The 22,909-nt window shown below is 62.7% G+C and carries 23 protein-coding genes; 16 read left to right on the forward strand and 7 right to left on the reverse strand.

All coding sequences use genetic code 11. From position 1 onward, the window contains the following. The first annotated feature begins 1 nt into the window (after position 1). Both truB and typA read left to right on the forward strand, forming a co-directional pair. Positions 2–994 (forward strand): tRNA pseudouridine(55) synthase TruB, encoded by a 993-nt coding sequence (gene truB / locus ACPEE1_RS10770; protein ID WP_423936316.1) that lies wholly within the window; start codon positions 2–4, stop codon positions 992–994. After that, positions 991–2,820, forward strand: coding sequence for a translational GTPase TypA (gene typA, locus ACPEE1_RS10775; protein WP_116924100.1), 1,830 nt, complete (start codon positions 991–993; stop codon positions 2,818–2,820). The genes truB and typA overlap by 4 nt, the downstream gene beginning before the upstream one ends. 68 nt (positions 2,821–2,888) lie before the next feature. Here the strand turns inward: typA and ACPEE1_RS10780 are convergent, their stop codons facing one another. Continuing rightward, a complete protein-coding gene (locus ACPEE1_RS10780) occupies positions 2,889–3,785 on the reverse strand; it encodes a LysR family transcriptional regulator (protein WP_423936318.1) in 897 nt (298 codons plus the stop codon). Between the two features lie 106 nt (positions 3,786–3,891). Between ACPEE1_RS10780 and ACPEE1_RS10785 the strand changes: the two genes are divergently transcribed. The 7 genes from ACPEE1_RS10785 to ACPEE1_RS10815 all read left to right on the forward strand — a co-directional run bounded on the left by ACPEE1_RS10785 (position 3,892) and on the right by ACPEE1_RS10815 (position 12,263). Next, a complete protein-coding gene (locus ACPEE1_RS10785; protein ID WP_182342035.1) occupies positions 3,892–5,070 on the forward strand; it encodes a CaiB/BaiF CoA transferase family protein in 1,179 nt (392 codons plus the stop codon). 87 nt (positions 5,071–5,157) lie between these two features. Continuing rightward, complete coding sequence (locus ACPEE1_RS10790; RefSeq protein WP_407928857.1) at positions 5,158–5,595, forward strand: MaoC family dehydratase; 438 nt, start codon at positions 5,158–5,160, stop codon at positions 5,593–5,595. 50 nt (positions 5,596–5,645) lie between these two features. Continuing rightward, a complete protein-coding gene (locus ACPEE1_RS10795; protein ID WP_182342033.1) occupies positions 5,646–6,623 on the forward strand; it encodes a Bug family tripartite tricarboxylate transporter substrate binding protein in 978 nt (325 codons plus the stop codon). Positions 6,624–6,638: 15 nt separating this feature from the next. Continuing rightward, positions 6,639–7,796: an acyl-CoA dehydrogenase family protein gene (locus tag ACPEE1_RS10800; RefSeq protein WP_116924095.1), complete on the forward strand. Its 1,158-nt coding sequence runs from the start codon at positions 6,639–6,641 to the stop codon at positions 7,794–7,796. A 13-nt stretch (positions 7,797–7,809) separates the two neighbouring features. After that, entirely contained in the window at positions 7,810–8,838 is a 1,029-nt protein-coding gene (locus tag ACPEE1_RS10805) for an acyl-CoA dehydrogenase (RefSeq protein ID WP_260719700.1), read from the forward strand. Between the two features lie 82 nt (positions 8,839–8,920). Further along, positions 8,921–10,015, forward strand: coding sequence for an enoyl-CoA hydratase/isomerase family protein (locus ACPEE1_RS10810; protein ID WP_116924093.1), 1,095 nt, complete (start codon positions 8,921–8,923; stop codon positions 10,013–10,015). 283 nt (positions 10,016–10,298) lie between these two features. Then, positions 10,299–12,263: an oleate hydratase gene (locus ACPEE1_RS10815; RefSeq protein ID WP_182342027.1), complete on the forward strand. Its 1,965-nt coding sequence runs from the start codon at positions 10,299–10,301 to the stop codon at positions 12,261–12,263. A gap of 90 nt (positions 12,264–12,353) precedes the next feature. Here the strand turns inward: ACPEE1_RS10815 and ACPEE1_RS10820 are convergent, their stop codons facing one another. The 3 genes from ACPEE1_RS10820 to smpB form a co-directional block, all read right to left on the reverse strand. Then, complete coding sequence (locus tag ACPEE1_RS10820) at positions 12,354–12,689, reverse strand: COG4315 family predicted lipoprotein (RefSeq protein WP_232539365.1); 336 nt, start codon at positions 12,687–12,689, stop codon at positions 12,354–12,356. A gap of 187 nt (positions 12,690–12,876) precedes the next feature. Beyond that, positions 12,877–13,491, reverse strand: a complete 615-nt coding sequence (locus ACPEE1_RS10825; RefSeq protein ID WP_182342021.1) for a Pr6Pr family membrane protein — start codon at positions 13,489–13,491, stop codon at positions 12,877–12,879. A 98-nt stretch (positions 13,492–13,589) separates the two neighbouring features. Next, the gene (gene smpB / locus ACPEE1_RS10830; protein WP_021027262.1) at positions 13,590–14,063 is read right to left on the reverse strand and encodes an SsrA-binding protein SmpB; all 474 of its coding nucleotides are present in this window, start codon (positions 14,061–14,063) and stop codon (positions 13,590–13,592) included. A 137-nt stretch (positions 14,064–14,200) separates the two neighbouring features. Here smpB and ACPEE1_RS10835 point away from each other — a divergent pair, with 137 nt between their 5' ends. Continuing rightward, complete coding sequence (locus ACPEE1_RS10835; RefSeq protein ID WP_423936323.1) at positions 14,201–14,641, forward strand: type II toxin-antitoxin system RatA family toxin; 441 nt, start codon at positions 14,201–14,203, stop codon at positions 14,639–14,641. Further along, the gene (locus ACPEE1_RS10840) at positions 14,634–14,990 is read left to right on the forward strand and encodes an RnfH family protein (RefSeq protein WP_116924089.1); all 357 of its coding nucleotides are present in this window, start codon (positions 14,634–14,636) and stop codon (positions 14,988–14,990) included. Before ACPEE1_RS10835 ends, ACPEE1_RS10840 begins: the two co-directional genes overlap by 8 nt. Before the next feature lie 87 nt (positions 14,991–15,077). On the opposite strand, the gene ACPEE1_RS10845 is transcribed toward ACPEE1_RS10840, so the two are convergent. Continuing rightward, positions 15,078–15,656: a DUF4124 domain-containing protein gene (locus tag ACPEE1_RS10845; protein WP_182342018.1), complete on the reverse strand. Its 579-nt coding sequence runs from the start codon at positions 15,654–15,656 to the stop codon at positions 15,078–15,080. Positions 15,657–15,800: 144 nt separating this feature from the next. On the opposite strand from ACPEE1_RS10845, the gene guaB reads away from it, so the two are divergent. From guaB to guaA, 5 genes are all read left to right on the forward strand, one after another. Beyond that, entirely contained in the window at positions 15,801–17,276 is a 1,476-nt protein-coding gene (gene guaB, locus ACPEE1_RS10850) for an IMP dehydrogenase (protein WP_021027258.1), read from the forward strand. A 60-nt stretch (positions 17,277–17,336) separates the two neighbouring features. Beyond that, entirely contained in the window at positions 17,337–17,795 is a 459-nt protein-coding gene (locus tag ACPEE1_RS10855; RefSeq protein ID WP_182342015.1) for a DIP1984 family protein, read from the forward strand. 442 nt (positions 17,796–18,237) lie between these two features. Next, complete coding sequence (locus ACPEE1_RS10860; protein WP_116924086.1) at positions 18,238–18,498, forward strand: type II toxin-antitoxin system Phd/YefM family antitoxin; 261 nt, start codon at positions 18,238–18,240, stop codon at positions 18,496–18,498. After that, positions 18,495–18,941: a type II toxin-antitoxin system VapC family toxin gene (locus ACPEE1_RS10865; protein ID WP_182342012.1), complete on the forward strand. Its 447-nt coding sequence runs from the start codon at positions 18,495–18,497 to the stop codon at positions 18,939–18,941. Before ACPEE1_RS10860 ends, ACPEE1_RS10865 begins: the two co-directional genes overlap by 4 nt. A gap of 45 nt (positions 18,942–18,986) precedes the next feature. Beyond that, entirely contained in the window at positions 18,987–20,603 is a 1,617-nt protein-coding gene (gene guaA, locus ACPEE1_RS10870; protein WP_423936327.1) for a glutamine-hydrolyzing GMP synthase, read from the forward strand. A 159-nt stretch (positions 20,604–20,762) separates the two neighbouring features. Here guaA and ACPEE1_RS10875 read toward each other — a convergent pair whose 3' ends face one another. Beyond that, entirely contained in the window at positions 20,763–21,764 is a 1,002-nt protein-coding gene (locus ACPEE1_RS10875) for an IPTL-CTERM sorting domain-containing protein (protein WP_423936329.1), read from the reverse strand. A gap of 181 nt (positions 21,765–21,945) precedes the next feature. Next, a complete protein-coding gene (locus ACPEE1_RS10880) occupies positions 21,946–22,818 on the reverse strand; it encodes an AraC family transcriptional regulator (RefSeq protein ID WP_182341846.1) in 873 nt (290 codons plus the stop codon). Positions 22,819–22,909: the final 91 nt, after the last annotated feature.

The following is a 22,909-nucleotide window of genomic DNA, read 5'->3' on the forward strand; positions in this document are numbered from 1 at the left end:
CATGCATGCCTCTCGCACACGGGTGCAGCGGCGCCCTGTGCACGGGGTGTTTCTGCTCGATAAACCCATTGGCTTGTCCAGCAACGACGCTTTGCAAAAAGTGAAGTGGCTGCTGCGCGCCGAAAAAGCGGGCCATACCGGCACGCTCGACCCATTGGCTACGGGTGTGCTGCCGCTGTGTTTTGGCGCGGCCACCAAGTTCAGCCAATTGCAGCTCGATGCCCCCAAGACCTATGAGGCCTTGGTGCACCTGGGTGCTACCACCACCACCGGCGACGCCGAGGGCGAGGTGCTGCAGACCTGGGAGGTGGATGGGGAGGCGCTGACGCCCGAGACCCTGGACGCCGTGGCAGCCCGGTTTACCGGCCCCATCAGCCAGGTGCCGCCCATGTACAGCGCGCTCAAGCGCGATGGCAAGGCACTCTACGAATACGCCCGCGCCGGCATCACGCTCGAGCGTGAGCCGCGTGCTGTCACCATCTTGCATCTGACGCTGTCGCGTGTGCAAGAAGAGCAGGACTTTGTCGCGCTCAAGATGACGGTGCGCTGCAGCAAGGGCACCTATGTGCGTACGCTGGCCGAGGATATTGGCCAGGCGCTGGGCTATGGCGCGCATTTGCGCAGCCTGCGCCGCATAGAAACCGGTGGGATCGACCTGTCCCGCTGTATCAGCCTGCAAACCCTGGAAGCGACGCCCGATGCGGACCGCCTGCACACCGTGTTGCCTGTCGACACGTTGCTGGCAGCGCACACCCGTGTCACGCTCGATGGTGATAATGCAGGCAGATTTTTGTCCGGCTTGCGCCGGCGGGGTGAATGGGCCGATGCCGATGCAGTGGCCGTTTATGGAGAAGAGCCTCCTGCGCTTTTGGGTGTGGCACACATCCGGGCGCGCGAGCTCATTCCCGACCGCCTCCTAAGCCCCGTCGAGATTCAACAAATTTTGGAAGGAACGCCGCGCCCACAAGCCAGCGGCATTTTGGAAACATCATGAGCAAACAAATCCGCAATATTGCGATCATCGCCCACGTTGACCATGGCAAGACGACCATGGTGGACCAGCTGCTGCGCCAGTCTGGTACCTTCGCCGAACACGAAAAAGTCGTGGACACCGTGATGGACAACCACGCCATCGAGCGTGAGCGCGGCATTACCATCCTGGCCAAGAACTGCGCCGTGTCCTGGAACGACACCCACATCAACATCCTCGACACCCCCGGTCACGCGGACTTCGGCGGTGAAGTGGAGCGCGCGCTGTCCATGGTGGACGGTGTGGTGCTGCTGATCGATGCGCAAGAAGGCCCCATGCCCCAAACGCGTTTTGTGACCAAGAAGGCCCTGGCCCTGGGTTTGAAGCCCATCGTCGTGGTCAACAAGGTCGACAAGCCCGGTGCCAACCCTGACAAGGTCGTCAACGCTGCGTTCGACCTGTTCGACAAGCTGGGCGCGACCGATGAACAGCTGGACTTCCCCGTGGTCTACGCCTCGGGCATCAACGGCTGGTCGTCCAAGGAAGAAGGCGAGCCAGGCGCGCAATGGGGCCCCGACATGTCGGCCCTGTTCGAAACCATTCTGGAACACGTGCCATCGGTGCAGGGCGATGCGACTGCACCGCTGCAGATGCAAGTCTCGGCGCTGGACTACTCCACGTTCGTGGGCCGTATCGGCGTGGGCCGTATCACCCAGGGCACGCTCAAGCCAGGCCAGCAGGTGGCCGTGATGGCCGGCCTGGATGGCAAGAGCTACACCGGCAAGATCAACCAGGTCCACACCTTCCAAGGTATTGACCGCGTGCAAGCGACCGAAGCCGGTCCTTCCGAGATCGTGCTGATCAGCGGTATCGAAAACATCGGTATCGGTGAGACCGTGACCGACCCGACCAACCCCCAGCCGCTGCCGATGCTCAAGATCGACGAGCCGACGCTGACGATGAACTTCTGCGTGAACACCTCGCCTCTGGCAGGTCGTGAAGGCAAGTACGTGACTAGCCGCCAGATCTGGGACCGCCTGCAAAAGGAACTGCGCTCCAACGTGGCCCTGCGCGTCAAGGAAACCGACGAAGACGGTATCTTTGAAGTGGCTGGCCGTGGTGAACTGCACCTGACCATTCTGCTCGAAGAAATGCGCCGCGAAGGCTACGAGCTGGCCGTGTCCAAGCCACGCGTCGTGATGCAAATGATCGACGGCGTGCGCCATGAGCCTATCGAGCTGGTGACGGCTGACATCGAAGAAGGCCACCAAGGCGGCGTGATGCAAGCGCTGGGCGAGCGCAAGGGCGAGCTGGTGAACATGGAACCCGATGGCCGCGGTCGCGTCCGTCTGGAATACCGCATTCCGGCCCGTGGCCTGATCGGTTTCACCAACGAATTCCTGAACCTGACCCGCGGTTCCGGCCTGATCGCCAACATCTTCGACAGCTACGAGCCGCACAAGGGCGAAATCGGCGGCCGCAAGAACGGTGTGCTGATCTCGATGGACGACGGTGAAATCTTCACCTACGCGCTGGGCAAGCTCGACGACCGTGGCCGCATGTTTGTGAAGCCCAACGACCCCGTGTACGAAGGCATGATCGTCGGTATCCATAGCCGTGACAACGACCTGGTGGTGAACGCTACGCGTACCAAGCAGCTGACCAACTTCCGCGTGAGCGGCAAGGAAGACGCGATCAAGATCACGCCTCCAATCGAGCTGTCGCTGGAATACGGCGTGGAGTTCATCGAAGAAGACGAGCTGCTGGAAATCACCCCCACCAGCCTGCGCGTGCGCAAGCGCCACCTGAAGGAACACGACCGCAAGCGCGCATCGCGCGAAAACGCATAATCTGCGCTGCGACGTGATCCAACACCAGCAAAGGCCGCATCTGCGGCCTTTTTTGCGTTCTGGAGGAGTCAGCCCATGGGCTGGAGCTTGAGCAGCAGCTCCTTCAAACGCTGGGCCGTGGCCACTGGTTGGCGCTGGTTCAGCGCCAGCGCAATGCCGATCTGGGGCAGGTGCTGGGTGTCGGTCAGCTCGCGGAAGATGACGCCTGGTGTCGCGGCCTTTGCGACCACGGCCGGCACCAGCGCCACGCCCAGGCCTGCGCCCACCAGGCTCACCAAGGTCTGGGCCTGCACGGCATGCTGCTTGATCTGCGGCATAAAGCCGGCGTTCTGGCAGGCCAGCACCACCAGCGCATGCAGGCCCGGCACTTCGCTGGGGCGGTAGTTCACAAAGGGCTGGTCGGCCAGGTCGATCAGCTGCAGGCTGTCCTTGATCTGCAGCGGGTTGCCAGCGGGCAGGGCGGCAATCAGGCGGTCAGGCTCGACGGGGGTGATGGACAGCTCGGTGGCCTGCGTGACGGGATAGCGCAGCAGACCGGCATCAAAATCACCGCTGGCCACCTGGGCGCAGATCTCGCGCGTCGTGGATTCGGTCAGCACCAGGTCGATCGCCGGGTAGGCGGCGCGAAACGCCTGCACCAGCTTGGGGATCAGCGAGAACGTGGCCGAGCCGATAAAGCCGATATGCAGGCGCCCGAGCTCGCCACTGGCGGTGGCCTGCGACACGGCCTGTACCTGCCGGGCATGGTAGAGCGCTAGCTTGGCGCTCTCCAGCGCAGCCCGGCCTGCATCCGACAGCACCGTGCCGCGCCGGTCACGCTCGAACAGCTGTACCCCTAGGTCGTCTTCGAGCTTGCGGATCGACTGCGACAGCGGCGGCTGCGACATATGCAGCTGCTCAGCGGCCTGGCGGTAGTTCAGGGTTTGCGCCAGGGTGACAAAGTGGCGCAGTTGGCGCAAGTCCATTGATATCTCCTGTGTATCAGTACCTGTCAATTGCGACATAGACACAGTTGTGAAACATATCAAATAATGCCATTCATCGCTATCACCACAACGACGGAGACAAGCCTTGAGTGCATTGACAGGCCTGCGGGTGCTGGACCTATCCAGCGTGATTTTCGGGCCGCTGGCCAGCCAGGTGCTGGCCGATTACGGCGCCGAGGTGATCAAGATCGAGCCGCCTGGCGGCGACTCCACACGCTACACCGGGCCGGCGGCCGAAGCCGGCATGTCCGCGCTGTTCATGGGTTCGAACCGCAGCAAGAAGAGCGTGGTGCTGGATCTCAAGGCGCCCGAGGCCCAGGCGGCGCTGCATGCGCTGCTCAAGACTGCCGATGTCTTCATGCACAGCATGCGGCCGCAAAAGCTCGCCAAGCTGGGGCTCGACCCAGTGCGGCTGCGCGCCCAGTACCCGCGCCTGGTCTATGTGGGCCTGCATGGCTTTGGTGAGGACGGCCCCTATGCCGGCCTGCCAGCCTACGACGATGTGATCCAGGGCATGAGCGGCCTGGCCGACCTGATGGAGCGCCAGACCGGCGAGGCCCGCTACCTGCCCACGATTGCGGCCGACAAGACCTGTGGCCTGGTCGCAGCGCATGCGGTGATGGCGGCCTTGTTCCAGCGCGAGCGCACGGGAGAGGGCAGCTTTGTCGAGGTGCCGATGTACGAGACCATGGTGGGCTTCAACCTGGTCGAGCATTTCTACGGCATGCATTTTGAGCCCGCGCTCAGCGGCGCTGGCTACCCGCGCGTGATGGCGCCCTGGCGCAAGCCCTACAAGACGCTGGACGGCCATGTCTGCATGATGCCCTACACCGATGGCCATTGGCGCCGCTTTTTTGCTGCCGTGGGCCAGCCCGCGCTGGCGCAGGACGAGCGCTTTGCCACCCAGGCCCAGCGCACCCGCCATATCGCGATCCTGCTGGAGACCATGAGCAGCTATGTCGCGCAAAAAGACACCGCCTACTGGCTGCAAACCTGCGAGGAGCTGGAGATTCCTGCGGCGCCTGTCGCGCGCATGGACGACCTGCCGCGTGACCCGCACCTCAAGGCCACCGGCTTTTTTGTCGAGCAGCACGACCCCGCCATGGGCACCGTGCGTTTTCCGCGCTCTTCCGTGCGCATCGATGGCGCGCAGGCGCCCATCGGCATGCCGCCGCGCCTGGGTGAGCACACCGAGCAGCTGCTGCGCGAAGTGGGTTGGGACGATGCCCGCATTGCGGCGTTGCAGCCCTCCATCGCTGAATGAACCTCTGAGAGTAACAAGGCCATGACCGCCCAAAACTGGATTTCTTCAACCGACAACCGCGCCGCCGCACTGGCAGGCACTGCCCGCATGGGCCAGGGCTTTGTCTGGCAGGACCTGCAGGTCGGCCAGCAGCTGCGCACCTTCCGCCGCACGGTGACGGAGACCGACCTGGTTAACTTCATCAATACCACCGGCATGCTCGAGGCCATCTTTATCGAAGACGGCTACGACGGCGGCGCGATCCGCGGCCGGCCGGTGCCCGGTGCACTCACCTATACCTTGATCGAAGGCTTCATCCTGCAAAGCATGATCCAGGGCACGGGCCTGGCGATGCTGGAGTTGCACCAGAAGATCCTGGGCCCGGTAGTGGTGGGTGACACGATCGAGGCGCTGGTGGAGGTGACCGATATCAAGCCGACCAGCAAGGGCGGCCGGGCGGTGGTGACCTCGCGCATCGAGGTCTATAACCAGCGCCAGGAGCAGGTGATGGTCTATACCGCCGTGCGCCTGCTCGCTGGGCGCTAGGCGATCACAGCAACCCGCGTGAGATGAAAAAACACATACAGGAGACAAAGATGCAATATGGTTTGGTACGTCGTTCCGCCTTGCTGGCCCTGGCGCTGGTTGCTGTTGGTGGGGCTGCGCAGGCGCAGGACCCCTGGCCCAGCCGGCCGATCACCCTGGTCGTGCCGTTCCCGCCGGGCGGGCCCACCGATATGGTGGCGCGCGTGCTGGCCCAGCAGGTGGGCCAGCAGCTGGGGCAGACGGTCATCGTCGACAACCGGCCCGGTGCCAACGGCAATATCGGCAATGCGCTGGTGGCCAAGGCGGCGGCCGATGGCTACACGGTGCTCTACAACACCTCGTCGATTGCGCTCAGCCCCTCGCTGTACAAAAAGCTCAGCTATGACGTGGCCAAGGACCTGCGCCCGGTCGCATTGACCGCGGTGGTGCCGCTGGGCCTGGTGGTCAACCCCAAGGTGCCCGCCAACACCGTGCAAGAGCTGGTGAAGTACGCGCAGGACAACAAGGGCAAGCTCTCCTACGGCTCGGCCGGCAACGGCAATGTCACGCACCTGGCCGCCTTTCAGGTGGTGCAGCACTATGGCATCGACGCCAGCCATGTGCCCTACAAAGGCAGCGCCCCGGCTGATGTGGACCTGGTAGCGGGCCAGATCGAGTTCATGACCGACACCATCAACTCGGTCGCGCCCTTCATCAAGGACGGCAAGCTCAAGCTGCTGGCAGTCAGCACGGCCCAGCGCATTCCGAATTTTCCCAACGCTCCCACCTTGGCTGAGAGCGGCATGACCGGCTTTGAGGCTGGCGCCTGGCAGGGCGTGATGGTGCCGGCCAGGACGCCCGATGCTGTGGTGCAGCGCCTCAATGCTGAAATCTTGAAGGCGCTCAAGGACCCCGGCGTGCTGGAAAAACTGCGCTTGCAGGGCACCGAGCCGCTGGGCTCCACGCCGCAGGCCTATGGCGACTATATCCAGAGCGAGATCAAGCGCTGGGCCGGCGTGGTCAAGAGCACGGGCGTGTCCCTGGATTGAACGAAAGCGAAGAACATGACGATTTTGAACGGACTGGCGCTGACGCGCATTCCGCCCGAAGGCGAAGCGCTGCGCGCCCAGGTGCGGGCCTTTTTGCAAGAGGCGGTCAAAGACATTCCTGCCCATATCCGCGCCAAATCCTGGAGCGGGTATGACCCGGCCTTCAGCCGCAAGCTGGGCGAGAAGGGCTGGCTGGGCATGACCTTTCCCACCGCCTATGGCGGCCACGCGCAGGGTGCGTTTGCGCGCTATGTGGTGGTCGAGGAGCTGCTCAATTTTGGCGCCCCGGTCGGCTCGCACTGGATTGCCGAGCGCCAGAGCGCGCCCTTGATCCTGAAATACGGCACCGAGGCGCAAAAGCAGCGCTATGTGCCGCAGGTGGCGCGCGGCGAGAGCTTTTTCTGCATCGGCATGAGTGAGCCCAATGCTGGCTCGGACCTGGCCAGCGTGCGCACGCGCGCCACGCCCAACGATGCGGGTTGGCTGCTGAACGGCCAGAAGATCTGGACCACCAACGCTCAGCACTGCCAGTACATGATTGCGCTGGTGCGCACCTCGGGCGAAGCAGCGGACCGCCAGAAAGGCCTGTCGCAACTGATCGTCGATTTGAGCCTGCCGGGCGTGACGGTGCGGCCCATCGAGGACATGTCGGGCGACCGCCATTTCTGCGAGGTCTTCTTTGACAATGTGCAGCTCGCACCCGATGCGCTGGTGGGCGCCGAAGGCCAGGGCTGGGAGCAGGTGACGGCCGAGCTGGCCTTTGAGCGCAGTGGGCCCGAGCGCCTGTTCTCGTCGGTGGTGCTGCTGGACCAGTGGCTGGCCTTTTTGCGCACGCAAGCGGCGCCGCGCGCCGAATCCCTGAAGCTGGCAGGCCAGATCCTGACGCGCCTGGCGCCGCTGCGTGCGCTGTCGGTGGCGGTGCAGGAAAAGCTGGTGCAGGGCCAGAGCCCCATCGTCGAGGCCGCCTTGGTCAAGGACCAGGGCACGGTGCTGGAGCAGTTCATACCGGCTGCGATTGCCGATGACCTGATGGCGCTGGAGGGCGAAGCCGTGCCGCACGAGCTGCTGCTGACCCTGAACTACCTCACCCTGGTATCGCCGTGCTACACGCTGCGCGGCGGCACCCGCAGCATTTTGCGCGGCATGATCGCGCGCGGCCTGGGCCTGCGTTGAGCGCAAGGAGAAGATGATGGACCATTTGATTACCGAGGCCCTGCGCGACCTGCTGACCGGGCAATGCACGCCCGCTGTGGTGCGCGCGATCGAGAGCGAAGTGGCTGCCGGCCAGAGCCCTGCCGCTGCGGCGCTGTGGCAGCAGATTGAAGACACCGGCTTTGCCGACCTGCTGCTGAGCGAAGAGGCTGGCGGCGCCGGCCTGGCCTTGCGCGATGCCTTTGGTGTCTGGGATTTGCTGGGCCAACACGCGATGCCGCTGCCGCTGGCAGACACCATGCTGGCGCGGGCCTGGCTGGCAGCTGCCGGTGTGGCGCTGCCGCAGGGCGCCATCGCCTTGACGCCAAAGCTGGCGGCAGCCGAAGGTGGCCTGCGGGCCAGCGGTGTGCGCGGCGCCCGCGTAGCGTCCTGGGTGCTGGGCCAGCAGGGCGCTGATCTGTGGCTGCTGCCGGTGGCCACCGCGCAGGTCAGTGCCAGCATTTTTGTGCTCGATGCGGATCTGCACTGGCCCGAAGCCGCGCTGGCCTCGGCCACACGGGTGCCGGCCGCAGCGTCGTTGCTGGTCGCCCAGGCCGGGCTGGTGTCGGCCTTGCTGGCGGGCAGCCTGCTGACGGTGTTTGAGAGCACCTTGAACTTTGCCAACGAGCGCCAGCAGTTTGGCCGCCCGATTGGCAAGTTCCAGGCGATCCAGCATGAGCTGGCGGTGATGGCCGAGCATGTGAGCGCCGCGCGCATGGCCGCGCAGATCGCCTGCGAGGCCGATGGCGTCGCGGCAGACCCGCTCAAGGTGGCCGTGGGCAAGGCGCGCACCAGCGAGGCTGCGGTGGAGGTGGCATCGCTCGCGCATTCGATCCACGGCGCGATCGGCTTTACCACCGAGTTTGATCTGCAGCTCTACACCCGCCGCCTGCACCTGTGGCGCCAGACGGCTGGCAGCGAAAGCTATTGGCAGCTGCAGGCCGGCCAGGCGCTGCTGGCTGCTGGCGGCATGGCCCTGGATGTGATCCGCGAGATCACGGACAGCCGCGCCGCCGTAGCCTGATTTGGCACCTGATTGACCGCAGCCCGCGCCGTTTTTCGGCTATGGTGGCGGTTGTTTTTTAGAAGAATCAGGAGTCATGCTTATGTCGGTCTACACCGAAGATGTGCAAAGCGAAGTGCGTGGTCAGCTGGGCTTGATCACGCTCAACCGGCCTAAGGCGCTGAACGCCTTGTCGCTGGCCATGGTGCGCGAACTGCGCGATGTGCTGCTGCGCTGGCAGCAGGACGAGAAGGTGCTGGCCGTAGCGATCCGGGGCAGCAACAAGGAGGGCGCCTTTGGCGCCTTCTGCGCTGGCGGCGATATCCGCTTTTTGCATGCGGCCGGCATGGCAGGCAATCCCGAACTGGAGGATTTCTTCAGTGAGGAATATGCGCTCAACCACCTGATCCACCATTTCGGCAAGCCCTATATCGCCTTTATGGATGGCATCGTGATGGGCGGCGGCATGGGCATCAGCCAGGGCGCAAGCCTGCGCATCGTCACCGAGCGCACCAAGATGGCCATGCCCGAGACCGCCATTGGCCTGTTCCCCGATGTGGGCGGCGGCTACTTTCTCTCGCGCTGCCCTGGCCATGTGGGTGAGTACCTGGGCCTGACGGGACAGATGATTGGCGCGGCCGATGCGCTGGCCTACCAGCTGGCCGATGGCTACCTGGAGAGCGCGCAGCAGCAGGCGCTGTGGGACGGGCTGGCCAGCGGCAGCTTTGCCAACGGCCAGGCCGTAGAAGCCTTTGTCAAAGCCGCTTTGGCGTCCGCACCAGAACGTGCTAACAACCCCGATGCCGAGATCGCGCAGTACTTTGGCCTGGCTGATGTGCCGGCCATCATCGCTGCGCTGGAGGCGGGCAGCAGCGACTTTGCCCGCACCACCGCCGAGACCCTGCGCAAGCGCTCGCCGCTGATGCTGTTTGTCGTGCTTGAGCAGATCCGCCGTGCACGCGGCATGGGCCTGGCCGAAGACCTGCGCATGGAGCGCGACCTGGTGCGCCACTGCTTCTATTTGCGCCCCGACCGCAAGAGCGAAACGCTCGAAGGCATCCGCGCGCTGGCGGTCGATAAGGACCACCATCCCCGCTGGAGCCCCGCCCGCATTGAAGTGGTGGACCTGCAGGAAGTGGCGCAGATGTTTGCCAGCCCTTGGCCGGCTGAGGCGCACCCGCTGCTGGCGCTGAACTAAGAGCCGCTACCACAACCCTTGATACGTCGTTGCCGCGCCGGCCGCGCCAAGCCTTGTCGTACGTCTGTACTGCCTGCGGCTTGACGCCTAGTCGGGGACGCCTAGTCTCAACCGCAAACCTTCGGTTTGCTGGGTCGTGTTAGCAGCTCTAAGCCATCAGGGCTTGCGAGCCATACGAGGGCCTGCGTGAATACGTAGGCCCTTGCCGACTGTCAAAGGCCCTGGCGAATCGGTGTGCTATACCTTGGCATGTGATCCTCAGGTATCCATGAAAGGCAAGACCATGACGCATGCAGACTCCCAGGCCTCCTCAATCCGCGTGGAGGCCAACATCGGCGAAGGCTTTTGGCGCAAGGGCCCGCAAGACAGCCTGCCACCACCGGACATGATGGGCGCCTATATGCGCAACCGGCCGGTGCTGGGCGCGCCGGTCGTGGGGCGCAAGGCCTGGATCATCGGCAGCGGCATTGCCGGCCTGGCAGCCGCCTTCTACATGATCCGCGACGGCGGCATGGCGGGCGAAGACATCACCATCCTGGATACGCTCGATGTGACTGGCGGCTCGCTCGATGGCGCGGGCAATGCCGAGCAAGGCTATATCGTGCGCGGCGGCCGCGAGATGAACTGGAACTACGACAACTTCTGGGACCTGTTCCAGGATGTGCCGGCGCTGGAGCTGCCCGAGGGCTACAGCGTGCTCGACGAGTACCGCTTCGTCAACGACAACGACCCGAACTGGTCCAAGGCCCGGCTGATGCACCAGCAGGGCAAGATCCGCGATTTCTCGACGCTGGGTCTGACCAAGGCGCACCAGTGGGAGATCGTCAAGCTGCTGCTCAAGCGCAAGGAGGAACTCGACGACATCAGCATCGAGTCCTATTTCAGCGCCAGTTTTCTGGAGACCAATTTCTGGTACCTGTGGCGCTCGATGTTCGCGTTCGAGAACTGGCAAAGCCTGCTGGAGATGAAGCTCTACATGCACCGCTTCCTGGACGCCATCGATGGCCTCACCGACATGTCGGCGCTCGTGTTTCCCAAGTACAACCAGTACGACAGCTTTGTCGTGCCGCTGACGCGCATGCTCAAGGACAAGGGCGTCAAGGTGCAGTTCAACACCCGTGTCTATGACCTGGACATGCGCGAGGAAGCAGGCAGCCGCACGGTGACCGGGATCCGTTGCAAATCGGCGGGTCAGGAGGTTCAGATTGACGTCGGCCCCCATGATGTGGTGTTTGCGCTGACCGGCTCGATGACCGAAGGCACGGCCTATGGCGACCTGGACACCGCGCCGGTGCTGGCGCGCGGCAATGAGGAGCCGGGTGAGGACAGCGACTGGACCCTGTGGAAGCGCTTGGCGGCCAAGTCGCCGGTGTTTGGCCGGCCCGAGAAGTTCTATGGCGATGTGAAGGGCTCGATGTGGGAGTCGGCCACCTTGACCTGCAAAGCCTCACCGCTGATCGACAAGCTCAAGGAGCTGTCGGTCAACGATCCGTACTCCGGCAAGACGGTGACCGGCGGCATCATCACCTTCACCGATTCGAACTGGGTGATGAGCTTTACCTGCAACCGCCAGCCGCATTTTCCCGACCAGCCCGGCGATGTGCTGGTGCTGTGGGTGTATGCGCTGCTGATGGACAAAAAGGGCAACCATGTCGCCAAGACCATGCCCGAATGCACGGGCCGCGAGATTCTGGCCGAGCTGTGCTACCACCTGGGCATTGCCGACCAGATCGATGCGGTGGCGGCCAACACCAAGGTGCGCCTGGCCTTGATGCCTTACATCACGGCGCAGTTCATGCCCCGCGCCGCCGGCGACCGGCCCCATGTGGTGCCCGAGGGCTGCACCAACCTGGCCTTGGTCGGCCAGTTTGTCGAGACCAGCAATGACATCATCTTCACGATGGAAAGCTCGGTGCGCACCGCGCGCATCGGTGTCTACACCTTGCTGGGCCTGCCCAAGCAGGTGCCCGACATCAGCCCTACGCAGTACGACATCCGCAACATCATCAAGGGCGCGCGGGCGCTGAACGGCAACCAGCCCTTTGTCGGCGAGCGTTTGCTGCACCGGGTGCTGGGCAAAACCTATTTCGCCCACATCCTGCCGCCGCTGCCCGAGAACGAGGAGACCTTGCGCGAGCGCGCGGAATCGGAGCTGGCTCAACTGCTGGGCAAGGGCGGCCAGGCCTTGAGCAAGGTCTCCACTTGGCTGGAGCGCTACAGCAGCAATCTGCGCGACAAGTCCAAATAAGCAGCGCGCTGGACAGAGCGCCCCAACGCAAAGAGGTGGCCGTAAGGCCACCTCTTGTTGTTTGCACTAAAGCTGAAGGGCGTTAGCCGATCAAGGCTTGGCCAGCTTCCACACACCGCCGCCCATGCCATCGCCACGCTTGTCGCCTGCCTGGCTGTCTTTGGCAAAGTAGTACAGTGGCCAGCCCTTGTAAGCCCATTGCTGGGTGTTGTCGGTGCGGGTGATGATGCTGAAGTCACCAATCGGCTTGGCACCTGCAGCCACGCCCAGTGGCGGCCAGTTGGTGGCGCACTGCTGGTAGCAGGTGGATGCACCGCTGCCAGCGGTGTCCTTGGTGAAGGTGTAGAGCGTGCGGCCATCGGGGCCGACGAGCACGCCATCTGCGGATCGCACTGGCGTGCTCGTATCCGACGCTTTGTGGTGCATGGAGCCACAGGCGGTCAAAAGAACGGCGGACAGCGGAATGGCCAGTACAGCAAGCTTGGAGAACATAGACGGCACCCAGGTTGGTTGATGGTGTCCTCAATATAGGTGGGGGCGCTGGCCCGCCATGTCGGACAGATGCCCATCCTCGAACACACCGCGCTCAGCTGCCGGCCCGCTGTGTCGGGTCTTATCGCATGCGCTTGCTGGCAGTCATGCCTTGGGCGGCGACCAGCAGCCCACTACCCAGCACCACAAAACCCAGCGCAATCGTGGCCGCATAGGCCGCCACACCCCCGAAACCACCGACATGGGCCGGGTTCAGGAAGGGGTAGGGATACCAGCCCGTCAGCTGGCCGCGCAGCAAGGTGTAGAGGAGGTAGAGCGCCGGCAGGACCAACGCCTTGCCCAGGACCTTGCGTGCCAGCGGCGCGGCCGGCGGGGCGAGCAGCCAGTCGAGCACCACGGCGACCGGCATCAGGTAGTGCAGCACCCTGTTGATCCAGGCCTGCATCAGGCCGACATCCAGGTTGCGCAGCAGCAAGGCAAACACCAGGCCGACAATGGCCATGTTGAGCGCAGAGAAAAAACGCAACTGGCTGAGCCAGGGGCGCTCAGCACGCGCCGGTGTGCAGGCACCGAGCACCAGCACCAGCGCCGCCAACAGATTGGACAGCACCGTGAAATAGCTGAAGAAGTTGGCAAAACGCAGGCCGTGCGCGGCATGCAGGGACAGCTGTTGGCCGATGGCTGCGAGCACCAGGGCGGCCAGGCCAAAGCGTGCAAGCCGCAGCAGTGTGTGCATGGCGGGGTCTCCAGTCAGGATGGAGCCGCTATCTTAGAACCTGTTCAAAGTCTCTACGCTGGCGCCCAGGTGCAACCGCCATTGGGCCATCTGGTCTATCAACGGTTATGCACCTTCATCGCGCGCTCTACCTCGCGCTTGCCTTCGCGGTCCTTGATCACATCGCGCTTGTCATGTTCGGCCTTGCCCTTGGCCAGTGCAATATCGCATTTGGCCAGGCCGTTTTTCCAGTGCAGGTTGATGGGGACGAGGGTGTAGCCCTTTTGCTCGACCTTGCCGATCAGGCGCTTGATCTCGTCCTTCTTCATCAAGAGCTTCTTGATGCGTGCGGCATCGGGGCTGACATGGGTGGAGGCGGTCTTGAGCGGGTTGATCTGGCAGCCCATCAGAAAGAGCTCGCCATTCTTGACCAGCACATAACCATCGGTGAGCTGGGCCTTGCCCTCGCGCAGCGCCTTGACCTCCCAGCCGTGCAGCACCATGCCCGCTTCGAAGCGTTCCTCAAAGAAATAGTTGAATGCAGCCTTCTTGTTATCGGCTATGCGGCTGTTGGTGTTGTTCGTCTTCGACATAATTGCAATATTAGGGGCAAAACGGCTTTCCCAAGTCCATAGGGCTGCTGGGGGCTGCGCTTTTTGTTCTGGTCTATGATTTTATGAATGTTTCGGGCGGCAGCCGGTTTGCTGCTGCGGCCCTCCCTCCTGTCTGCATGAAAACTGTCAACAAGTCCGTCCTGATCTGGTACAGCCCCCAGGAGATGTTCGATCTCGTGGCCGATGTGCCGCGCTATCCCGATTTTCTGCCCTGGTGTGACCACGCGCGCGTGCTCGAGCAGCACGCCGATGGTGTGACCGCCGAGGTCGGCATTGCGCTGGCGGGTATCAAAAAATCCTTTGTCACCCGCAACACCTATGAGCCGGGCAAGCGGCTGCAGATGGCCCTGGTCAAGGGGCCGTTCTCGCAGCTGCAAGGCGACTGGCGCTTTGAGCCGGTGGGCGATGGCAGCCAGCGCGCCTGCAAGGTGTCGCTGAGCCTGAGCTATGGCTTTGACAGCATGGCGCTCGCCGCCGTGGTCGGACCCATTTTTGACAAGATCGCCGCCACGATGATGGAAGCCTTTATCCAGCGGGCCGAGAAGATCTATGGCTGATACCGCAGCGGGCGCCGCGCTGATGCAGATTGAGGTGGTCTGGGCCCAGAACGGCCAGCCCCAGACGGTGCAGCTGCAGCTGGCCGCCGGTGCCAGCCTGGCCCAGGCCCTGGCAGCGGCTGGCCAGCAAACCGGCCAGGTGTTTGCCGATGCGCAGGATGCGGGCATCTGGGGCCGGGTGCGGCCCCGCAGCCAGCTGCTGGCCGATGGGGATCGGGTGGAGCTGTACGAAGCCCTCAAGGTCGACCCCAAGAAAGCGCGCCGTGAGCGCTTTGCCAAGCAGGGCGCCCGTGGCGCCGGCCTGTTTGCCCGGCGCAGGCCGCAGTCCAAGGCCGGTTACGGCGCTTAAAGAAAAGGTTCACCGCCATTGCGCGGCCATCGCCGCATGGAAAAAAGCCAAGCATCTGCTTGGCTTTTTGGTGTGGGGCACGGGCGATCAGCAGTTGTTGAAGATCACCTCATCGGTGCGCTTGATCTCGGCGGCGCGCTGCTCGGCGCTCTGGAACACCATCTCGCCCTTTTCATTGGGTGCGCGCACGGCCTTGCCGGTGTCATACATCGCCTTGGCCTGCTGGGCGCGCTTGCAGTTGTCGGCCTTGGCTGCCGCTTGCTTGGCTTTTTCTGCGGCTTCGGCATCGGTCTTGGCTTTGGCGTCAGCGGCCTTTTTGGCTTCGAGCTCCTTGTCCTTGCCAGTGGCGGCCTTGGCAGCGGCGGCACCGCCAGCCGGGGCGGCCCCAGCAGCGGGGGCGGGTGCTGCTGCGCCATCGCCAGACTCGCCCTCCTGGGGCGCGGGTGCGACCTCGCGCAGCGCAGGGCCTGTGCCCGAGGACTGCACGCCCTTGAGCGAGCCATAGCCCTTGGGGCGCTTGAGGATGTTCTTCTCCGGCACCTCCAATCCCGGTGGGCGGTCGCTGAAGACCTTGCGGCCGTCTTTGTCGACCCACTGCCATTGGGCCATGGCGGGCGCGCCAATGCCAATGGCTACCGAGAGGAGAAGGAGCTTGATGAGTTTCATAGAAGGCGAGTGTAGCTTGCCGATTGTCAACGCCAGACGAAGTTGTTGGTTGCAGATAACAGGCTTGCGCCGAAGGGATGTAATACGGCTGCCCTGCAAGCTGTTTACAAAAGACGGTAGAATCTTTCTTTTGGAGCCTTCACAATGCGCCTGATCGGAAAAGCGCTCACCTTCGACGATGTGTTGCTGGTGCCCGCATACTCCCAAGTCCTGCCCAAGGACGTCTCTCTCGCCACCCAATTCTCCCGCAATATCCGCCTGAACCTGCCCCTGGTGTCTGCCGCCATGGACACGGTCACGGAAGCCAGACTGGCGATTGCCATCGCTCAGGAGGGCGGTATTGGTGTGATCCATAAGAACATGACCGCCGAGCAGCAAGCTGCCGAGGTCTCCAAGGTCAAGCGCCATGAATCGGGCGTCGTGCACGACCCGGTGGTGATCACGCCTGAGCACACGGTGCTGCAGATCATGCAGCTGTCCGAGGAGCGGGGCATCTCCGGCTTCCCGGTCTGCGACGGCGGCAAGGTGGTTGGCATTGTGACCAGCCGCGATCTGCGCTTTGAGACCCGCTACGACGTCAAGGCGCGCGACATCATGACGCCGCGCGACAAGCTGGTGACCGTCAATGAAAAAGACGACACCACGCCCGCCGCTGCCAAGGCTTTGCTCAACAAGCACAAGCTCGAGCGCATTCTGGTGGTGAACGATGCCTTTGAACTCAAGGGCCTGATCACCGTCAAGGACATCACCAAGCAAACCACCTTCCCCAATGCCGCACGTGACCGCGCTGGCCGTCTGCGCGTGGCGGCGGCCGTTGGCGTGGGCGCTGGCACCGAAGAGCGTGTGGACCTGCTGGTCAAGGCCGGTGTGGACGCCCTCGTGGTGGACACCGCCCACGGCCACAGCCGTGGCGTGATCGAGCGCGTGCGCTGGGTCAAGCAAAACTACCCCCAGGTAGATGTGATCGGCGGCAACATCGCCACCGGCGCAGCGGCGCTGGCGCTGGTCGAGGCAGGCGCTGATGCGGTCAAGGTCGGTATCGGCCCAGGCTCCATCTGCACCACGCGTATTGTGGCCGGTGTGGGCGTGCCCCAGATCATGGCTGTCGACAGCGTGGCCCAGGCGCTTCAAGGCACCGGCGTGCCTTTGATCGCTGACGGCGGTATCCGCTTCTCGGGCGATATCTCCAAGGCCCTGGCCGCTGGCGCATCGACCATCATGATGGGCGGCATGTTTGCCGGCACCGAAGAAGCACCCGGCGAAGTGATCCTCTACCAAGGCCGCTCATACAAGAGCTACCGCGGGATGGGCTCGATCGGCGCGATGCAGCAAGGCTCGGCCGACCGCTACTTCCAGGAATCGAGCACCGGCAACCCCAATGCCGACAAGCTGGTGCCCGAAGGCATCGAAGGCCGCGTGCCCTACAAGGGTTCGATGGTTGCCATCGTCTACCAAATGGCCGGCGGCGTGCGCGCATCGATGGGCTACTGCGGTTGCGCATCGATTGCCGAGATGAACGAGAAGGCCGAGTTTGTGGAAATCACCGCAGCCGGTATCCGTGAGTCGCATGTGCACGATGTGCAGATCACCAAGGAAGCTCCAAACTACCGCGCTGACTGATGGTCCCGAGAATGGCTGCCGCTGGCAGCCATTTTTTTGAACTCCTTCCAAGGAATGCCGATGAAGCTTGCCGAAGCCCTGTTGCTCAGAGCCGACCACAAGAAAAAGCTGCTCTCCCTGCGTGAGCGCATTGCCCGCAATGCCATCGTGCAAGAAGGCGAGCAGCCCAAGGAGCGAGTCGAAGACCTGCTCACTGAGGCCACCTCGACCTTGCTCGCGCAGCAGCAGCTGGTGCGCGCCATCAACACCGCCAACGAGACGGCCCGCTTGGCTGATGGCCGCCCGCTGGCCGATATCCTGGCCCAGCGCGATACCCTGGTCGCCCAGCATTCGCTGCTGGTCGCCACCATCGCCGCCACGCACAAGGATGTGGACCGCTACAGCCAGCGCGAGATCAAATGGCTGCCGCAGATCAATGTGGCCAGCTTGCAAAAGCAGGCCGATGATCTGTCGCGCCGCATCCGCGAGACCAATGTGGTGCTGCAATCGGCCAACTGGCAGATCGATGTGGCGGCATAGCCTTTCACTGACCCCATAAAGGATCACCATCTAGTTTTTGGAGCGCCACGGGCGAGTGCAAAGACCCCGGCTGGGAGCCAGGGGGTTGAAAATATTCTGGGTCCCATCTGGATGCGCGGAGGGCAGCGCAAACGTGCTCAATACACGGCTTACCCATCAGCCCGGAACCACGTACCCTGTACCTTTGACAGCGTATACCTCACCACCTTGCACTGACGCGGCGCTCCTCCTTTCGAGGCGAGAACACAACCCTTGATGCGTTGTTGCTTGCCTTTTCGTACTTCAGTACTGCCTGCGGCTGCGCGCCTAGCCTCAACCGCAAACCTTTGGTTTGCTGGGCTGTATTCTCACCTCTTGTGCCAGCTATTGGCATAAAACTGGTCTGAATGCTAGAATCTGGTCTGAATTGATGTTCAGGACAGATTTTTTGTCACCCACTTCCATGCACAGCGTCGGTATCTACGAAGCGAAAACCCGTTTCTCTGCCTTGGTCGAGTTGGTCGAGCAGGGCGAGGAAGTGCGCATCACGCGCCACGGCAAGGAAGTGGTGCGCATGCTGCCGATGCGGCGCAAGCCGGTGATCACCGACGAGCAGATTGCCCGGGAGCTGGCGCAGATCGAGGCGTTGCAGGCCAGTATTGCGCCGGCGTCTGATGCGGATGCAGTCCCCCAGCTGCGCCGCAGCGGCAGGAGCGCCGCATGAGCGCCGCCTTCAGCGCCTTTGTGCTCGATGCCTCGGTCACCGCCGCCTGGCTGCTGCCCGAAGCGGCGAGTAGCCATACCCAGCGCCTCTACGCCCGCATTCGCCGCCATGAGGTGGATCCGCAAGCGCCCAACCTGTGGTTCTGGGAATGCAGCAACCTGATTGCCACCGGGGCCAACAGCGGCCGTGTCCCGCTGGGCAGTGTCGAAGGTCTCTGGGGCGTGCTCGATGCGATACGCCACCGGGTGGAACTCCATGACCTGGCCCCCGCCCAGCACAAGGCCGTGCTGGATGTGGCCTTGGCCACCGGCCTGCCGGTCTACGATGCCGCCTACCTGTGGCTGGCGCAGTCGCTGCGCTTGCCGCTGGCCAGTTTTGATGCCGCGCAAGTGGCAGCAGCCCGCCAATGCGGCATCACCGTGCTGGCGGCCGACGATTTTTGACCCATCCACCCCGTTTTTCCACCATCCAAACCCAACGATCCTGCTATGCAACACCACAAGATCCTCATCCTTGACTTTGGCTCCCAAGTCACCCAACTGATCGCCCGCCGCGTGCGCGAAGCCCATGTCTACTGTGAAGTGCATCCCTGCGATGTGAGCAGCGACTGGGTGCGCGAGTTTGCCGCAGACGGCAAGCTCAAGGGCGTGATCCTGTCCGGCAGCCATGCCAGCGTCTACGAAGTGGACGACCGCGCGCCGGATGCCGTGTTCGAGCTGGGCATTCCCGTGCTGGGCATCTGCTACGGCATGCAGACCATGGCCACCCAGCTGGGCGGCAAGGTCGAAGGCTCCAACAGCCGCGAGTTTGGCTACGCCGAAGTACGCGCCCATGGCCACACCGAGCTGCTCAAGGGCATCGAGGACTTCGTCACCCCCGAAGGCCACGGCATGCTCAAGGTCTGGATGAGCCACGGCGACAAGGTCACCGCGCTGCCGCCAGGCTTCAAGGTCATGGCCTCGACGCCATCCTGCCCGATCTCCGGCATGGCCGACGAGGCCCGCCGCTACTACGCGGTGCAGTTCCACCCCGAGGTAACGCACACCGTGCAAGGCCAGGCCTTGCTCAACCGCTTTGTGCTCGACATCTGCGCCACCCAGGCCGACTGGATCATGGGTGACTACATCGAAGAAGCTGTGGCTAAGATCCGCGAGCAAGTCGGTGACGAAGAGGTGATTCTGGGCCTGTCCGGCGGTGTCGATTCGTCCGTCGCTGCCGCGCTGATCCACCGCGCCATTGGCGACCAGCTGACCTGCGTGTTTGTCGACCACGGCCTGCTGCGCCTCAACGAAGGCGACATGGTCATGGAGATGTTCGAAGGCAAGCTCCACGCCAAGGTCATCCGTGTGGATGCGTCTGACCTGTTCCTGGGCAAGCTCGCTGGCGTGAGCGAGCCAGAAGCCAAGCGCAAGATCATCGGCGGCCTGTTTGTCGACGTCTTCAAGGCCGAGGCCGCCAAGCTCAAAGCAGGCGACGGCGGCCACAAGGGCGCGACCTTCCTGGCCCAGGGCACCATCTACCCCGACGTGATCGAATCGGGCGGCGCCAAGAGCAAGAAGGCCGTCACCATCAAGAGCCACCACAACGTGGGCGGCCTGCCAGAGCAGCTGGGCCTCAAGCTGCTCGAGCCGCTGCGCGACCTGTTCAAGGACGAAGTGCGAGAGCTGGGCGTAGCCCTGGGCCTGCCGCGCGGCATGGTCTACCGCCACCCCTTCCCCGGCCCAGGCCTGGGGGTGCGCATCCTGGGCGAAGTGAAAAAGGAATACGCCGATCTGCTGCGCCGCGCCGACGCCATCTTTATCGAAGAGCTGAACAACTGGGTGGACGATGCCACCGGCAAGACCTGGTACGACCTGACCAGCCAGGCCTTCACTGTCTTCCTGCCCGTCAAGAGCGTGGGCGTCATGGGCGACGGCCGCACCTACGACTACGTCGTGGCGCTGCGCGCGGTGCAGACCAGCGACTTCATGACGGCGGACTGGGCTGAGCTGCCTTATGGGCTGCTCAAGCGGGTGTCGAACCGGATCATCAATGAAGTGCGCGGGATCAATCGCGTTACGTATGATGTGTCTAGCAAGCCGCCTGCGACGATTGAGTGGGAGTGAGCTGGCTTTAGAAAGTAAGCCAGAATTAGCTTGAAGGCATTCCCTGCTGAGCCCGCTGTATAGCGGGCTTTTTTACGCCCTTCAGGCATCTAGGTCTGTCATTTGCCGCTGGGTGCAAGGCCAGTAGCCACGGGATCTGCGGGCGCATTCTCAGCCAGATTAATACTGGCGGCGGCGCGTCCAACCAAAGAGCGCAAGCAGGGACGAAAGAGCAACGGTAGCCCAGATACCGAGGGTTGGCACCGGTGTGGGAGCTGCAGTTGCTTGCACCGCTGTGATTTCTATCGTGAACGACTTGGTATCGCTGAGCGACGTGGGGCTACTGGCATCCGTTGCGGAAATATCCACCGTGAATGTGCCGCTCTGTGTAGGTTTGCCAGATAAGACGCCGGTTACCGGGTCAAGAAGAAGTCCAGCAGGAAGATTGTTTGCGCTCCAAGTCAACGGAGCGAGTCCGCCAGTTGCTTCTACCGTAAATGGTAAATAGTCTTTGCCATGCATTCCTGCTGGCAGACTTGCAGTGGCGATAGAAACCGGCGGAATCACCTGGGCTGCAGTGCCAGCAGTTAAATCATCAAAGCCAAAGATATCCGTTGCATTACTGTTATTAAAAACAACAGAGACAAATGGATTGTCCATATCTATGAGGCCATAATAAAATACTGAGCCATCTGTGGCGGGATTGCTATGTGGGACGGCAACTGTACTGGATGTGCCATCTGAATAGGTGATGCTCAACTGTCCGCCAAAATCGGATATGTCTGTCGCATAGAATCCAAAAGCGGTCTGTGGCAATGAGAAGCTAATGGTAAAGTTGGTGCTGGTCTCTATAAAGTTGAAGCCGGACGTAGCAAATCTGCCACTTCCCAAAAAGTTGGTAACCGTTGCTGATCCGGAAAGAGTTGCGGTTCCAGATGCGCCCATGTTCACAGAAAATGGCGCCGGCGTGCCTGCACTGATCGCATCAAAATTCTCAGTGTTTGCGCCATTCAGTCGCGCAATAAATGCATCCCGCGCGGCATCGGATTGAGGTCTGGGTGCGCTGGCAGATCCATTAACAGCATCCTCTCCGAAAAATGTCTCTACGGCAGCATTGGCCAAGCCTGCTGATGCCAGCCCTGCAGAAAGAATACCGATCCTGAGAGTATGAAGAACGCGCATTGTTTAGCCTCTTATATAAAAAATAACATTTGATATAAGAGTTCTTTTACGTGCAATCCCCAAAATTAGTGATTTTCACAGTGAAAGGTTGGTGGGCAAATATTCCATGGAGATGCCCTTGGTTCATTAGATCCATAAAAAATGTGTCTCCGAGCGTCAATGTGCAGAGCCGAGGTGCAGCTTAAGGATGGGCTTGAACCAGCGTCGCCAACCACTCCCGAGGCCACACCCCCACCTTCCCCGCAAACGCCCGCGACAAGGCGGACGGATTCGCATACCCCAGCTCCTCCGCCAGCACCTTGATCGAGCGCCTCTCGCGCAGCCCGTTCTGGGCCAGTGCCACACGCCAACCTGTCAAATAATCGGCAGGCGTTTGCCCCACCAGATCGCGAAAGGTGTTGGCAAACGCGGTGCGCGACATGCCCGCTTGCGCTGCCATGCGCTCCAAGGTCCAGGCGTCGCCTGGGGCTTCGTGCATGGCGACCAGGGCGCGGGCCAAGCGTGGGTCGGACATGCCATTGACCAGGCCAGGGCGGATGCCCGCGTCCTGCGGGTGGTCCAGCAGCCAGCGCAGCAGCTGGATCACGACGACTTCAAACAGACGATCGACCAGCAGGCGCTGGCCGCAGCGCAGCTGGCCGGTTTCGGACAGCAGCAGTTGCAGCGCCATGTCCATGCCGGGCACCTGGGCCAGCGGCAAAGCTATTAAAGGCGGCAGTGAGCGGGCGAGCGGGTTGGCCGACCCGCCTTCAAACACGAGGCGCGCGCAGCTGAAGTCGGCGCCTTCTTGCGGCGGGTTGTGGAAGCGATGCGTGAACGGGGCAGGGTAGAGCAGCACGGTGGGCTCGTCAAAGCGCAGCAATTGCGGCACATCGCGGGCACCGGGGTGGCTCACTTCCAGCTCGCCACGGCGCAGCACATGCAGGTAGCCAAAGCCCTCACCGGCATCAAAGTGGGTCAGTCCGCACAACGCGCCGGAGTGGTGCAGCTGCGCCTTGACGCGAAAGCGCTCCAGGATGCTGGAGAGGCGGTCGATAGGGGCTGGGGGCTGCATGATGTACGAATTGGTGTTATTTGTGAATTAGTTAGTCCAAATTATACATTTGGGGCACGCATACTGGCTCTGCGTTTCAACCCCTTCAGGA

Origin of the sequence: Comamonas sp. 23 (assembly GCF_049601575.1) — a bacterium.
Lineage (GTDB): Bacteria > Pseudomonadota > Gammaproteobacteria > Burkholderiales > Burkholderiaceae_C > Comamonas > Comamonas squillarum.